Origin of the sequence: Paenibacillus sp. FSL F4-0122, from assembly GCF_038002845.1 — a bacterium.
Lineage (GTDB): Bacteria > Bacillota > Bacilli > Paenibacillales > Paenibacillaceae > Paenibacillus_AQ > Paenibacillus_AQ odorifer.
In genome coordinates this window covers 2,823,918-2,837,185 of the sequence record NZ_JBBODI010000001.1, presented here as the reverse complement: position 1 = coordinate 2,837,185, position 13,268 = coordinate 2,823,918, and the positions used below count along the sequence as shown (strand labels likewise).

12 protein-coding genes are annotated in these 13,268 nt (G+C 45.5%); 1 reads left to right on the top strand and 11 read right to left on the bottom strand.

The features are described from left to right. Positions 1 to 14 precede the first annotated feature (14 nt). Positions 15 to 557 (bottom strand): type II secretion system protein, encoded by a 543-nt coding sequence (locus tag MHH49_RS12110; protein ID WP_038573563.1) that lies wholly within the window; start codon positions 555 to 557, stop codon positions 15 to 17. Next, positions 541 to 1,092, bottom strand: coding sequence for a type IV pilus modification PilV family protein (locus MHH49_RS12105; RefSeq protein ID WP_341138162.1), 552 nt, complete (start codon positions 1,090 to 1,092; stop codon positions 541 to 543). The genes MHH49_RS12110 and MHH49_RS12105 overlap by 17 nt, the downstream gene beginning before the upstream one ends. Positions 1,093 to 1,280: 188 nt before the next feature. On the opposite strand from MHH49_RS12105, the gene MHH49_RS12100 reads away from it, so the two are divergent. After that, positions 1,281 to 2,069: an alpha/beta hydrolase gene (locus MHH49_RS12100; RefSeq protein ID WP_036678530.1), complete on the top strand. Its 789-nt coding sequence runs from the start codon at positions 1,281 to 1,283 to the stop codon at positions 2,067 to 2,069. A gap of 130 nt (positions 2,070 to 2,199) precedes the next feature. Here MHH49_RS12100 and MHH49_RS12095 read toward each other — a convergent pair whose 3' ends face one another. The 9 genes from MHH49_RS12095 to argJ form a co-directional block, all read right to left on the bottom strand. After that, the gene (locus MHH49_RS12095) at positions 2,200 to 3,036 is read right to left on the bottom strand and encodes a phosphoenolpyruvate hydrolase family protein (RefSeq protein WP_042192344.1); all 837 of its coding nucleotides are present in this window, start codon (positions 3,034 to 3,036) and stop codon (positions 2,200 to 2,202) included. A 43-nt stretch (positions 3,037 to 3,079) separates the two neighbouring features. Continuing rightward, positions 3,080 to 4,288 carry a Tm-1-like ATP-binding domain-containing protein gene (locus MHH49_RS12090; RefSeq protein WP_076179797.1) on the bottom strand — a complete coding sequence of 403 codons (1,209 nt, stop codon included), beginning with the start codon at positions 4,286 to 4,288 and terminating at the stop codon, positions 3,080 to 3,082. Between the two features lie 150 nt (positions 4,289 to 4,438). Continuing rightward, complete coding sequence (locus tag MHH49_RS12085; RefSeq protein ID WP_341138161.1) at positions 4,439 to 5,638, bottom strand: phosphoenolpyruvate hydrolase family protein; 1,200 nt, start codon at positions 5,636 to 5,638, stop codon at positions 4,439 to 4,441. 137 nt (positions 5,639 to 5,775) lie between these two features. Beyond that, positions 5,776 to 7,191 carry an argininosuccinate lyase gene (gene argH / locus MHH49_RS12080; protein WP_036678523.1) on the bottom strand — a complete coding sequence of 472 codons (1,416 nt, stop codon included), beginning with the start codon at positions 7,189 to 7,191 and terminating at the stop codon, positions 5,776 to 5,778. Between the two features lie 94 nt (positions 7,192 to 7,285). Beyond that, a complete protein-coding gene (locus MHH49_RS12075; RefSeq protein ID WP_036678522.1) occupies positions 7,286 to 8,521 on the bottom strand; it encodes an argininosuccinate synthase in 1,236 nt (411 codons plus the stop codon). 311 nt (positions 8,522 to 8,832) lie between these two features. After that, positions 8,833 to 9,801 (bottom strand): ornithine carbamoyltransferase, encoded by a 969-nt coding sequence (gene argF / locus MHH49_RS12070; RefSeq protein ID WP_076144657.1) that lies wholly within the window; start codon positions 9,799 to 9,801, stop codon positions 8,833 to 8,835. Continuing rightward, entirely contained in the window at positions 9,798 to 11,084 is a 1,287-nt protein-coding gene (locus tag MHH49_RS12065; protein WP_341138160.1) for an acetylornithine transaminase, read from the bottom strand. The genes argF and MHH49_RS12065 overlap by 4 nt, the downstream gene beginning before the upstream one ends. Positions 11,085 to 11,153: 69 nt before the next feature. Further along, the gene (gene argB, locus MHH49_RS12060) at positions 11,154 to 11,984 is read right to left on the bottom strand and encodes an acetylglutamate kinase (RefSeq protein WP_076205654.1); all 831 of its coding nucleotides are present in this window, start codon (positions 11,982 to 11,984) and stop codon (positions 11,154 to 11,156) included. A 41-nt stretch (positions 11,985 to 12,025) separates the two neighbouring features. After that, the gene (gene argJ / locus MHH49_RS12055) at positions 12,026 to 13,258 is read right to left on the bottom strand and encodes a bifunctional ornithine acetyltransferase/N-acetylglutamate synthase (RefSeq protein ID WP_341138159.1); all 1,233 of its coding nucleotides are present in this window, start codon (positions 13,256 to 13,258) and stop codon (positions 12,026 to 12,028) included. Positions 13,259 to 13,268 lie beyond the last annotated feature (10 nt).

The window sequence follows — 13,268 nt, the reverse complement described above, 5'->3', positions numbered from 1 at the left end:
CCCTCCTGCTCCTCCTAGAATCCGAATTTACTTTTCAACTCCAATGGGTAATCCCTTCCGTCGTAGCTCTGAACTAGCGATAAATCTATAGATATCAAGCCGCTATCACAAGGGATGCTATTCTGACACTCTAAAGTTATAGCAGAACCCTGTTCTAATTTAGATATCGTCTCAGTTCTTGCATCTACTGGTGGATCGACTACATCAGGATTTGCTATTGTAAGAGCACCATTAACAATACGAATCTGAGACTTAGTTCCATCCTGACGTTCTAACGTAATGTAGCTATCAATAATAGTCCCTGCATCATTTTTGAGAATAGTTGGAGTGACCTTCTCAGGAGCAAATGTATACAACTCCGTTATAATCGCGGACATTAACAAATCACCTTCGTCTCGTAATGAGTTTTCAATCGATATTTTATGATAGCTTCGTAAGCCCAGCATTGTTATCCCCGAAATAATTCCCGCTGCAACTGTAAACAACGATAGTGCCACAATTAGCTCCACTAAGGTAAAGCCGCCTTCTCTGCGAAGAAGATTAACGAATTTTCTCATCGGTAATATATCCCTCCACAACAGGTTCACTTTGAGGTCCGCCAGAAGAATCCGCTCTGCTGACTTTGACCAACACAGGTAACAAATATACTGCCATATTTTGTTTCTCCGGATCACTAGATTCCAAGCTTTGGTTATGTAGATCACGCTGATATTTAATATCTATCTGATAGTTCACACCATTTATTGCAGGATTCAAAACCTGGTTTAAGATTTCTGTATCCTGAACAAGCCCCTTGTAATCCTCACATTTCAGAGAATCATCCGTATCCTTTTGGCATTTCGCCGCCTCTATCGCATCATGATTCTGCTTTATAAAAAATTTCTGCATCGCCTTAAAATCCTGCTTCTCCACATAAAATAGCGCATTCCGCGCCAGATTGACCATAATCGTTTTGTTCTGGTTCGATTTAGAGTAACTCATGGCGTTAGTAAAGTAAGACGTAAGCACCAGAGAAACTATCGATAAAATAACTATAGCTGCCAGCACTTCGATTAATGTAAATCCTTTTTCCTGCTTTAGGCCCGGTTTCATCCTACTTTCCGCCTCTCGCCTATGAAAATACTTTTCGTATTTGCACGTTTTTCCTAAATTTTCTACTTCCATTATATTCTCTCATATCCAGCTACAGCAATCCTCAAAACCCTTATAATTCAGATATTTCTACAATATCTCTCCCTTTTGGTCTATGCTATGATTTGGAAAGAGAGGAGATGAATGAAATGGCTTTAATAGAGTGCAAATTTTATTCAGAAGTACTAGGTTTGAATACCTCAATGACTGTAATTTTGCCGCAAAAAACAACTACACAAATCGGGATGAGTAATGTAACAAGAGGTGATCTTCACCCTACTTTGTATTTACTGCATGGCTTGTCTGACGATGATTCGATCTGGCTGCGCCGGACTTCCATAGAACGGTATGTAGCGGAGATGGGGATAGCTGTGGTAATGCCAAATGTGCACCGCAGTTTCTACACAGATATGGCCATGGGGGGCCGTTATTGGACCTTCATTAGTGAGGAGTTGCCGATGCTGGCGCGCTCATTTTTCCCGCTTTCCGATAAACGCGAGGAGAACTTTGTAGCCGGGTTGTCGATGGGTGGTTATGGAGCGATTAAGCTGGGACTGCGTAAACCGGAATCTTTTGCAGCAGCAGCGAGTTTGTCTGGAGCACTTGATATGGCGCATAATTTCTTGAACGGGGAAGGTGCTACCACTAAAAGCAAAGAATACGAAATGATCTTCGGAAAAGAAGATACCGCTGGAACGCCGGAAGACCTTCTTTGGCTGCTTGAGGAAGTGAACCGCTCCACGGGACCAAAACCAGCGTTGTATCAATGCTGTGGCACAGAAGATTTCCTATACACCGATAACTTGAGATTCCGCGATGCCTGCCAGGCAACCTCACTTTCTTTAACCTACGAAGAAGGTCCGGGGACACATGAATGGGGATACTGGGATGCCAAAATCCGCGATGTGCTGGCATGGCTACCTTTAAGAAGTAACTAGCTGTACTTATTAGACAACAAAAAGATGCAGCCATAAGCTGCACCTTAATATCTGTTCTACTCAGATTGCCCTCTTCGGAGGGTTCTTCTCGCTTAATTGCTTACCGTCCTTATAAGGACGCCGAAGGCAATTATGCTTGTTTGGTGATTTTTTTAAATAATCCCGTCTGTTCTGTGATTCCTTTTTCAGCAGCAAATCTTTCAATACTCGATGCACCAAAGAATCCGTCTATGCCTTCTGTCCGTTCAATTACGTACGCCGCATCTTCTGGCTCTGCAATCGGTCCGCCGTGACAAATCACCATAATATCTGGATTTACTGCTTTCCCTGCTTTAATAATCGCTTCGATTCTTTCTACACAATCATCCAATGTCAGAGCAGTCTTAGCTCCAATTGTACCTTTGGTAGTCAAGCCCATATGTGCCACCAAAATATCTGCGCCGGCTTCTGCCATGGCTTTTGCTTGCTCAGGATCAAATACATAAGGAGTGGTGAGCATATCCAATTCATGCGCAGCTCTAATCATATCTACTTCTAAACCATATCCCATGCCGGTCTCTTCTAGATTCTGTCTGAATACGCCATCGATCAAACCTACGGTTGGGAAATTTTGTACGCCGCTAAAACCTTGTTCCTTAAGTTGTTTTAAATAAACCTCCATTACTCTAAATGGATCTGTTCCGCATACGCCTGCTAATACAGGGGTGTTTTTTACAACAGGCAATACCTCCGAGCCCATTTCGACCACAATTTGGTTGGCATCCCCATAAGATAATAACCCTGCCAGTGATCCACGGCCTGCCATTCTGTATCTTCCTGAATTATAAACAATCAGCATATCTGCTCCGCCAGCTTCGCTGCTTTTTGCAGTAATTCCAGTGCCAGCCCCCACGCCTAAAAGAATCTTTCCATTTGCCACTTCTTCTCTAAACTTCGCCATGATTTCAGTTCTTGTATTTTTGTTCATGTGTAACGCCTCCATTTAAATATTTATTTATCTTATAAAAGCCTTATTTGCTCATGAGATCTATTAGCTTCTGCGCTGCTGCTTCTGCAAACTCCACATCATTAATGGCACAATCCATTTCGATAACCTCTACAACATTTCTGTTTACACCATTTCTTAAAGTATCAAATAACATTTGATCTTCCTCTACCCCATAAAAAGCTTCCCCTGCGACATCAATGCCGGATATCCCTTTAAGCGGCAGCATTAACACCGTTTTCTCTTTGGCCATATTTAATTTCTCGACAAGCTTTTTGCCGATGGCTTCATTTTCTTCTACTGTTGTTCTCATCAGAGTAACTGTTGGATTGTGTTTATAAAACTTATGTCCAGCAAATTTGGCTGGTACCGTATCATAAGGGCCAAAGTTGCACATATCAAGCGCACCTACCGAGACAACCTGTGGAATATGATGTTTACCAGCAGCTTCTAACCGATGAGGTCCAGCATTTAGCACACCACCAATAATTTCGTCCGCCCATTCTGTTGTGGTCAGATCCAATACACCTTCAATAAAACCAGCCTCGATTAGCGCTTCCATGGACTGGCCACCTACACCTGTTGCATGGAATACAAGCACTTCATATCCTCTAGCTTCAAGATAGTTACGGGCTGCCGTCACACAGGGGGTTGTTACCCCAAACATTGTTGTAGCTACTAATGGTTTTTTCTCTATCACTTGTTTATTCTCAAATTTAAGCATACCGGCGATGGCGAAAGCTGCATTGGTAAAAATCTTTGTTGAAATGGAGTTCAGACCAGCAACATCTACAACTGATGGCATCATGACAATATCACTAGTGCCTACATATGGAGCAGTATTCCCTGAAGCTACGGTCGAAACCATCACTTTTGGTACACCAATAGGCAATGCCCGCATACCAGGGGTTACAAGTGAAGTGCCTCCAGTGCCCCCAAAGGAGATAATTCCATCAAATTTGCCTTGCTTATATAATTCAGGCACTAATTTTTCCATACCTTTGGCTAATAATTCTGTTGCTAGTGCTCTATCTTTTTTGGCAACGAGCTCATCTATACTTACACCCGCGGCTGCTGCTACTTCTCTATTAGAGATATCCGGTGTAAAAGTGGGCTCAAACACACCTGTATGAATTGTAAACGTACCCAGCTCCAAGCTTTCCAGTAAATTTTTAATGTAGAGATATTCTTCACCCTTGGTGTCAAAAGTTCCGGCAATAGCAATCGTCTTCATTTCTTCAACCTCCTCTTCAAATATCTGCAACAAGAAATATAAAGATAATGTATAATGTGAAACTTATGCTTTCTTATATTTCAAAAAAGCATGATCAACTTATGAGTTAATCATACTTCTTTGATTTATGGATGAAAACGCTTTTATGTCTTATGTTTTTGTGTTTATGTTAGATTTATATTGTTTTGGAGAGAACCCTTTATACTTCTTGAACATTTTGCTAAACTGCGCATAATCCTGGTATCCAACTAATGGCGCTAGCTCAGATAACTGGATATGGTCTCTATGTAATATTTCCACCGCCTTATCCATCCGAAATTGCACGAGATACGTTTGAAAGCTACAGCCTACTTTTTTGGTAAACAAACTGCTCAAGTAACTTCTGGATACATGTGCCACCTTAGCTAAATCTGCAAACAAGATCTCATTCCTATAATTTTGAGCTACGTATTCTTTTACAAATTCAACATAATCATAGTGCTTTGTGATGCCATCTAACATTTTGACCATAAAATCATCTTCATCCAGCGTCCCCGACACTTTAAAAGCTTTGGTTATATTCGTAATGGACTTCTCCGATGGAATTCTTTCAAAAGCAGAGCCTCCGATATATCCCATCAAGTTTTGATTATTGCTGTACATATATTGCACATCAATTGGCGTTTTCACCGGACCACCGTAAACCAGCTTAATTAAATCTGGCTTTAGCTCATTGCATGTATTAAATATCTTGTCCGCTTTAACCTTGGCCGCTTCCAGAGAGAATACTTTCTTAGCGCCTAATAACCCGCCTTCTGTTAGACCTAGATGTGCACAAATAATGTCCGCTCCAGCCTCAATCATCTGTGCTGCCTGGATTTCGTCAAATACAAAGGCAATGGTAAACAAATCCTTCTCATGGGCTATTCTTATGGCTTCTACTTCAAGTAGATAACCATTCCCCTCTTCTTCGAGCGCTTCTCCAAATTGACCATCTATTAAACCAACCGTGGGGTAATTATTAATGCCGGCAAAGCCTCTATTCTTTATTTCACTTATATAGGATTCCATATCTTTGGTCGGATCAGTTGCATTGAGGCCAAAAATAATAGGGATATCTCTGACCAACGGTATGATCTCTCTAGATGCAAAGTCCATCACCATATCATTGCTATTACAAAATGGTAAAATACCAGCGAGAGAGCTCCTCCCCATCTGGCGAAATTTACCCGAGTTTAACATCAGAATGAAATCAGCTCCACCCTGCTTCGCATACTTTGCCGTTATACCAGCACCGGTGGCTACTCCAATAATATGATTGCCTACTTTTAATTCCGATCTAAGCTCGTCTAGGGTTTGCTTTCTGTTCATATCTACGAACCCTCCTATCCTAACCTAAGGATAACCGTAAAGAATACTGCTAATCCAGTCATAGTTCATTTAGATAATAAAAAAAATCCCGCCTGCCACCTATAAAGGACTGAGGCGAGATTTGATATGGATACGGTTTACAATATAGCATCCCCGTGTTGTACAACCCATTCATTAGCTTCGTGCAATGCCAGCTCCGCCCGTTCAATTGCAGCCTTCACCTGAACGGTTGCTGTGCCGCCATAAACGTTACGAGCGTTAACTACAGCCTCCGGTTGAAGAACAGCATAGATATTCTCGTCGAAGAGCGGTGAGAATTGCTTGAACTCTTCCAGGGTCAAATCCAACAAGAATTTGCCTTCGTTGATGCAGTAGAGTACCGTTTTCCCGATTACCTCATGCGCTTGGCGGAAAGGAAGCCCCTTGCCTACCAAGAAGTCAGCGATATCCGTTGCATTCGAGAAATCCGTGTTCACCGCTTCACGCATACGACCTTTGTTCACCTTCATAGTGGAGATCATCGGCGCGAACAATTGTAGTGCACCAGTCAGCGTAGTAACCGTATCGAACATGCCTTCTTTGTCTTCCTGCATATCCTTGTTGTACGCCAGTGGCAATGATTTCAGCACCGTCAGTAAGCCAATCAGGTTGCCGTAAACACGGCCTGTTTTGCCCCGTACCAGTTCTGGTACGTCAGGGTTCTTCTTCTGCGGCATAATGCTGCTGCCTGTGCAGAAAGCATCATCCAGTTCTACAAAGCTGAACTCTGTGCTGCTCCACAGGACCAGTTCCTCACTGAGTCTGGATAGATGTGTCATGATAAGGGAAGCATTCGCCAAGAACTCCACGATGAAATCGCGGTCGCTGACAGCATCCAGACTGTTCTCATACACACTGTCAAAACCCAGTTGTTCTGCTACAAAATGACGGTCAATCGGGAAGGTCGTTCCAGCAAGCGCTCCTGCTCCGAGTGGCAGCACGTTGATCCGTTTGTAGCTGTCCGTCAGACGTTCTGCATCGCGGCGGAACATCGATACGTAAGCCAGCAAGTGATGAGCAAACAGGATCGGCTGTGCCCGTTGCAAATGCGTATAACCAGGGATAATGGTCTCCACATTGTCTTTTGCTTGTTCGATCAAAGCTTCCTGCAGCTCATGCAGCAAACTAACTAGCTCAACTACACGGCCACGTAAGTAAAGGTGCATGTCCGTCGCCACTTGATCGTTACGGCTACGTCCTGTGTGCAGCTTACCGCCAACTGGACCGATTTCCTCGATCAGATGTTTTTCAATATTCATATGGATGTCTTCATCCGATACTGAGAAAACAACCTCTCCAGCATTAACCTTGTCCAGCACTTTGTTCAGACCTTGTTTGATTGTTTCCACGTCTTCTTGTGGAAGGATTCCGCATTTGCCCAGCATCGTGACATGTGCCAGACTGCCTTGCACATCCTCTTTGGCCAAAGCCTTATCAAAGCCAATGGAAGCCGTATATTCCTCCACCAGCTTGTTTGTTCCTTTAGTAAACCGTCCGCCCCAAAGCTTGCTCACCTGTTGTTTCCTCCTCTTGGACGCCAGAGGGCCGCTCCTATCCTGACGGGAGGAACGGCCTTCGGGGTTGCCCGTTTAAGTTTATGTTATCGTACTATTTAGAAGCTCCATTTACACCTGTAGAAACCTTAAGGCGCAATGCGTTCAAGTGGATAAAACCAGTAGCATCCCCTTGATCATAAGCTTGTGTAGGATCAGCTTCCATTGTTGCAATCTCAGGATTGTACAGGCTGACTGGGCTCTTCACTCCAGCGCCGATGATATTGCCTTTGTACAGTTTAAGACGAACAGTACCCGTTACATTTTGTTGGCTTTGCGTCACAAGAGCCTGCAGTGCAATACGCTCTGGAGCGAACCAGAAACCGTTATACACCAAAGTGCTGTAACGGGTGATCAGGCTGTCACGCAGGTTCATAACTTCACGGTCCATCGTGATGGACTCCATTTTGCGATGAGCGACAAAGAGGATCGTTCCACCTGGAGTCTCATACACCCCACGGCTCTTCATGCCGACAAAACGGTTCTCAACCATATCTACACGTCCGATGCCGTGTTTACCACCTAGATCATTCAGTTTCTCCATAACTTGAAGTGGGGATAAGGATTCACCATTCAGGGCTACGCAGTCTCCCTTAACGAATTCGAGCTCCAAATATTCCGCTTCATCTGGAGCATCCTCAGGAGCGTTGCTCAGCAGGAACATTCCTTTGTTCTCTGGTGCACTTGGATCGAACCAAGGATCTTCCAATACGCCGCTCTCATAGCTGATATGCAGCAGGTTACGGTCCATCGAATACGGCTTCGCCGCAGAGGCTTGTACCGGAATGTCATTAGCTTCCGCATAAGCGATCATTTCCGCACGACCTGGGAATTGATTGCGGAACTCTTCTAGACGCCAAGGTGCGATCACCTTGATGTTCGGAGCCAATGCAGCTACGCCAAGCTCAAAACGGACTTGGTCGTTCCCTTTGCCTGTCGCGCCGTGCGCGATAGCCGTTGCGCCTTCAGCGATGGCGATATCTACCATGCGCTTAGCGATCAATGGACGAGCAATACTAGTTCCGAGCAAGTATTGGCCTTCATAAAGTGCGCCAGATTGGAACATCGGGTAGATGAAATCGCTAGCGAACTCATCGCGCAGATCGTCGATGTATACTTTCGATGCGCCAGTAGCAAGTGCTTTTTCCTCCAGACCGTCGAGCTCTTCTTTTTGGCCGATATCGGCTGTGAAGGCGATGATCTCCGCGTCATATGTTTCTTTAAGCCATTTCAAAATAACGGATGTATCCAATCCGCCGGAATAGGCGAGTACAATTTTTTCTTTAGCCATGGTGTGGCAACTTCCTTTCGTGTGGGGGGTATAAGATTCGCTTAAATGCGCTTATAGAACTCCGGTGATAAAGCGCAACTACGTGAAATGTTTGGACTTCCGGTCGCTGTTATAATCAGATTTCTATGATTGTAGTCTGCCTTCGCAGATGAAATCTGATTATAAAGGCGAACGCTAACGCTCCTACAGTTCCAAACTTTCACTTCATTGCTCCGCACCGGAATTCCAGCGCTACTTATTAAGTTCATCTTATATAGTATTTTATATAATCTTAGACCAATATAAGTTCAATCCTAATTATCTATAATTCCTTAACTCATCAACGCAGCCATTAAAGCTTTTTGCGCATGCAGGCGGTTCTCAGCCTGATCAAAGATCACCGAGTTAGGGCCGTCAATTACGCCTGTGCTGACCTCTTCCTCACGGTGGGCTGGCAGACAGTGCAGGAAGAGATAATCGCTCTTAGCGCCTTTTACAAGCTCCTCATTGACCTGATAGTCCTTGAATGCCGCTTCACGTGCCTTTTGCTCCTCCTCGAAGCCCATACTCGCCCATACATCTGTATAGATGACGTCAGCGTCTTGTACAGCTTCTTGCGGGCTGCGAGTGACCACAATCTTCGCTCCGGTTTCTTTAGCGATCTCACGAGCTTCTGCGACAACCGCTGCATCTGGCTCATAACCTTCCGGTCCGGCGATAGATACGTCCACGCCCAGCTTAGCTCCGCCAATCATTAAGGAATGCGCCATATTGTTGCCATCGCCGATGTAAGCCAGCTTCAGGCCTTTGAGCTTTCCTTTGTGCTCATAAATCGTTTGATAATCCGCCAGCACTTGGCAAGGATGTGCCAGGTCACTAAGACCGTTGATTACGGGAATAGAAGCATAACGAGCGAGATCTTCAACCTTGTCATGGCCGAAGGTACGGATCATAATCCCGTCGAGATAACGCGACATTACTTGCGCTGTATCTCCAACGGTTTCTCCGCGTCCAAGCTGGATATCATTTTTGCTCAAGAATAGGGCATGCCCTCCCAGCTGATACATTCCAACTTCAAACGACACACGCGTACGTGTAGAGGATTTTTCAAAAATAAGACCAATCGTTTTCCCCTTCAGCGGCTGAAATTCTTCGCCATTTTTCTGCTTCTTCTTCAGCTCAATCGCCGATTCAATCAGATACGTAATTTCCTCCGGGCTGTAATCGTTCAGCTCCAGTAAATCACGGCCTTTCAGTTGCTGCGCAATGGTGTGCTTGTTACTCTGTACGCCCTGACTCATGAGCTTACCTCCCCGTTTGCTTGTTTAGCATAAGTATGAATGAGTTCGCATAGGATGTCCACCGCTTGGTCGATCTCCTCTTTGCTTACATATAGATTAGGCAGCAGACGAAGAACATTAGGACCGGCTGTCACGAACAACAGACCTTTCTTTTGTCCAGCCAGTACAATATCGCCCACTGGGGATTGACATTCAATCCCGATCAACAGCCCTTTACCACGGATATCCTTCACAAAAGAACAATCCGCCAGCTTCTCTTTCAAAAGACCTGTCAGGTACTTACCCATATCTTCGGCGCGCTGTGGAAGTTCATCTTCCAGCATTGTCTCAATCGTCGCTGCCATAACAGCTGTTGCTAGCGGTGTTCCCCCGAAGGTGGACGCATGGCTGCCCGCTGAGAAGGCTTCACGCAAATATCCTTTGCCAAGCATTAAACCTGCCGGGAACCCACTAGCAATCCCCTTAGCCAAGGTGAAAATATCCGGTTCAATTCCATAATGCTGATGAGCGAACAGCTTGCCTGTACGTCCCATACCTGTCTGTACTTCATCTACAATCAGAAGCAATCCGTGTTTCTTACACAAGGCCACTACAGCGTTCAAGAACTCAGGTTCTACCTCAAGCACGCCACCCTCTGCAAGTACCATCTCCAGCATGATAGCAGCTGTATGATCTCCGATAGCAGCTTCTAACGCTGGGAGATCATGCAAGGGTACGGTCTTGAAACCTGCTGGAAGCGGCAGGAAGCCTTCTTTTACCTTTTGCTGGCCTGTAGCTGTTAGTGTTGCCAGTGTGCGTCCATGGAAGGATTGTTCGAATGTGATAACCTCATAACGGTCGACACCTTTAATCTTCTGATGGTAACGGCGGGCCAGCTTAATAGCAGCCTCATTCGCTTCTGCCCCGCTATTGCAGAAAAACACTTGATCAGCGCAGCTATTCTCTGTCAGAAGGTTGGCAACTTTATCTTGTCCCGGAATATGGAACAGATTCGAGACATGCCAGAGCGTATCAATCTGATCCTTCAGCTTAGCGCCGACTTTTTCAGGAGCATGACCTAGACTGGTCACAGCCAATCCACTGGTGAAATCCAGATACTTATTGCCTTTATCATCCCATACCCAGGTACCCTTGCCTTTAACTAGGCTGATATCATATCTGGCGTAAGAAGGGAACACTGCACTCAGCTTGCTTGTTGCAACATCCGGTGTACCTGATCCTACTGTATCGGTCTGCTGTGCCCCTGCTTGCGAATCCAACTCCGCTTGTGTAAGCTTGCTCATTCTAAGTCACTCTCCCATCGGCTGCTCCTGTGAACAGGCTGCGCCTCTAATTTGTATTCATCTATGATTCTACGAACGAATAATACGTGTACCTATCGCTTCACCTTGCAGTACTCGACTAAGCACCCGTGGTTCTTTTCCATCCACAATGATAACCTCTGATACGCTGCCCTGAATGCAATCGATAGCTGCCCGCACTTTGGGGATCATGCCACCGTAGATTTCCCCACTTTCGATCAAGGCTTCGATTTCCTGTACAGTAACGGAGGGAAGCACAATCTTTTCACCTTCCACTGTACTCATGATGCCTGGCACATCTGTGACGACGATCATTTTGGGAGACTCCACATAGGAAGCAACTGCCCCTGCTGCCGTATCTGCGTTAATATTGTAGCGCTGACCTGCTGCATCTACTCCGATAGGTGCAATGACAGGAATATAACCCATCCCAACAATACCAGTTATGATCTCAGCCTTAACTTCCGTTACTTCTCCTACCAAACCTACTTCGGCGCTGTTCGCCACTGGTTTAGCAATAATCATATTGCCATCGATGCCCGAAAGCCCCAGAGCTAGACCGCCGCTCCCTTGAATTCGCCGGACAATCGCCTTGTTTATACTCCCTGCCAGCGTCATCTCTACAACATCTAGTACTTCCTCGGTGGTTACTCGCAGGCCATTCACAAAGCTGCTTTCAATGCCCAGTTTCGCTAGATTCTCGGAAATGGCTGGCCCTCCACCATGAACAATTACTGGCTGAATGCCCTCCTCCTGCAAATCTCGCAAATCCTCAAAAAAAGAATCAGGTAGAGCCGCAAGCGTACTGCCGCCGCATTTCATTACAAACAATCCACTACCATCTAAAGCATCTATAAGTTCAAGCTCGCTATTTAGCGTCATATAATCGATATCCTTCCCTTATGGGCTTAACACGCCATAAATCAAGTGCGATATGCGGCGTTAATACGCACATAATCGTAAGTTAGGTCACAGCCCCAAGCCGTTGCTTTTCCGCTTCCATCATGCAGATCTACAGTGATCAGCACAGTTTCACTTTTTTGCAAATAGGCCAAAGCCTTTTCCTCGTCAAAAGCAATTGGCTTCGAGTGCAAAAGCACCTCAATATCCCCTAACGAAATATTCACATGCTCCGGCGATACCGGAACACCCGCGCGTCCAACCGCAGCAATAATCCGCCCCCAGTTCGCATCCGCTCCAAAAATAGCAGATTTCACTAGACTAGAACCAACCACTGTCTTGGCAATCGCTGCCGCCGCCTCATCATGAACAGCACCATTCACTTGAACCTCAATCAGGTGAGTTGCACCTTCGCCATCTCGAGCAATCGCTTTGGCAAGCGTCTGGCACACATAAGTGAATCCAGCAGCAAAAGCGTCCCAATCCGGATGCAGCCGTGTCAGCTTCTCATTACCGGCAAGCCCACTCGCCATCGACACTAACATATCATTGGTGCTAGTATCTCCATCGACTGTAATCATATTAAAAGTAACATTCGTAGCTGAACGTAAAAGACTAAGTAAATCCTCCGCTGCAATATCAGCATCCGTGGTCATAAAGCCAAGCATGGTAGCCATGTTAGGATGGATCATCCCTGAGCCCTTTGCAGCTCCGGCAATTGTAACTTCTACACCGCCAATGAGCACCTTCACGGCGATCTCTTTTTTAACTAAATCAGTGGTAAGTATAGCTTGGCAGAATTCTTCCGCGCCAATAGCTCCTCCGTCCAGCTTCTCTGGTATTGCAGTAATTCCGCTACGTACGCAATCCATCTTCAACAGTTCACCGATAACTCCAGTCGAAGCAACTGCCACATCATTAACGGCCACACCTAAATGCTTAGCCGCAGCAGCGCGCATCTCATAAGCATCTGCTTCACCTTGTTCGCCTGTGCAGGCATTGGCATTCCCGCTGTTCACGATAACCGCCTGCAATACTCCGTTCGAAAGGCTTTCCCGAGTCACTTTCAGCGGAGCCGCCTGAAAAACATTCGTCGTATACACAGCCGCAGCCGTTGCCGGAACTTCACACAGAATCACTCCGAGATCGTTGCGATCTGTTTTTTTCAATCCACAATGCAATCCTCCGGACTTAAAACCCTTAGGTGAAGTGATGCTTCCACCCTCCAAGGTGGTAAATAACTCAATCTCGCTCATATTATTTGTA

Bases quoted from the DNA above. Each gene is read 5' to 3' on its own strand.
- MHH49_RS12110 (WP_038573563.1), bottom strand. From the start codon at position 557: ATGAGAAAATTCGTTAATCTTCTTCGCAGAGAAGGCGGCTTTACCTTA.
- MHH49_RS12105 (WP_341138162.1), bottom strand. From the start codon at position 1,092: ATGAAACCGGGCCTAAAGCAGGAAAAAGGATTTACATTAATCGAAGTG.
- MHH49_RS12100 (WP_036678530.1), top strand. From the start codon at position 1,281: ATGGCTTTAATAGAGTGCAAATTTTATTCAGAAGTACTAGGTTTGAAT.
- MHH49_RS12095 (WP_042192344.1), bottom strand. From the start codon at position 3,036: ATGAACAAAAATACAAGAACTGAAATCATGGCGAAGTTTAGAGAAGAA.
- MHH49_RS12090 (WP_076179797.1), bottom strand. From the start codon at position 4,288: ATGAAGACGATTGCTATTGCCGGAACTTTTGACACCAAGGGTGAAGAA.
- MHH49_RS12085 (WP_341138161.1), bottom strand. From the start codon at position 5,638: ATGAACAGAAAGCAAACCCTAGACGAGCTTAGATCGGAATTAAAAGTA.
- MHH49_RS12075 (WP_036678522.1), bottom strand. From the start codon at position 8,521: ATGGCTAAAGAAAAAATTGTACTCGCCTATTCCGGCGGATTGGATACA.
- argF (WP_076144657.1), bottom strand. From the start codon at position 9,801: ATGAGTCAGGGCGTACAGAGTAACAAGCACACCATTGCGCAGCAACTG.
- MHH49_RS12065 (WP_341138160.1), bottom strand. From the start codon at position 11,084: ATGAGCAAGCTTACACAAGCGGAGTTGGATTCGCAAGCAGGGGCACAG.
- argB (WP_076205654.1), bottom strand. From the start codon at position 11,984: ATGACGCTAAATAGCGAGCTTGAACTTATAGATGCTTTAGATGGTAGT.
- argJ (WP_341138159.1), bottom strand. From the start codon at position 13,258: ATGAGCGAGATTGAGTTATTTACCACCTTGGAGGGTGGAAGCATCACT.